Annotated in this window: 1 protein-coding gene; it reads left to right on the top strand. The window is 45.7% G+C overall.

What is annotated here, in order from left to right; genetic code table 11:
- Positions 1-1,086, top strand: a 1,086-nt coding sequence (locus HF312_21715) for a hypothetical protein (protein ID MCU7522818.1), incomplete at both ends; no start/stop codon positions are given.

The raw sequence follows: 1,086 nt of genomic DNA, 5'->3' as shown, positions 1-1,086 counted from the left end.
TATAAGAAGATAGTAATCAGGATTAACTTTGCTTCAGTAAAACCCAATCAGGGCACAGCAGCAAAAGATGACGACCTTCTTAAGGAAAGCCTGATAAATTACCAGGCGGCAAAGAATTTCAGCATAGTTCAGCCGCGCAGGCTTGGCAAGGCTGCCGTCAGCAGTGTTCTTTCGCAGGGCAGGTGGTTCCGCTTTGAGGCCCCGGCAGAAGGGATGTATAAAATTACTGCCAGTTTCTTAAAAGACCAGGGACTTGATCCCAATTCAATAGACCCCAGGACGATAAAAATCTATAACAATGGCGGGAAGGTACTTCCTGAGGCACTTAACCTTGAGGTCCCGAACGATCCTGTAGAAAACAGCGTATTTCTCTATAAGGCACAGGATGACGGGAAATTTAACAGTGAAGATTACATCCTTTTCTACGGAAGGGGAAACCAGTTCTTTGACTATGACACTTCAAGCCACAAGGTTGTAAGGTATTTCCACCCGTATTCAAACAGCAACTACTACTGGCTTACATTCTCCCAGGGACAGTCGAAGAAGATGCAGCAGGTTCAAAGCCTGACCCAAAATCCTGATTTTGTACAGACAACGACAAAGGCTTTTGCTTCATGGGAGGAAGACAAGTACAAGCTCATGAACTCCGGCAGGTATTATGTAGGGGATGACTTCTCGGAGACAAATAACAGCAGGACCTATCTTACAAACCTGAACGGAATTGTAAGCGGAAGCACCATTGCTTATAAATTCAACTTTGTAAACCGCTCAGAGTACAGTGCTGTTATAAGCCTATATGAGAATTCAACATCCGTCCTCAGCGCATATATCAGCGGCGTGGGTGTGGGACTTCTGGACGACCCCCAGGCAAACTATGCTATAAGCCAGGTTTATAATGCGAACTACAGGTCAACGCTTCCTGACGACAGGAGCATGCTGAAGTTTACATATAAGCCGAATCCCGGAAGCCAGTCCACCGGATACCTGAATTATTTTGAAATAAGTTACGACAAGCAGCTTAAGGCCTTTAGTGATGCCCTTATGTTCTACTCCACGGATACGACAGGTGTCGATGAGTTCAGGCTG

This window comes from Ignavibacteria bacterium (assembly GCA_025612375.1).
Taxonomy (GTDB): Bacteria; Bacteroidota; Ignavibacteria; order Ignavibacteriales; family SURF-24; genus JAAXKN01.
This window is presented reverse-complemented; position numbering and strand designations above follow the sequence as displayed.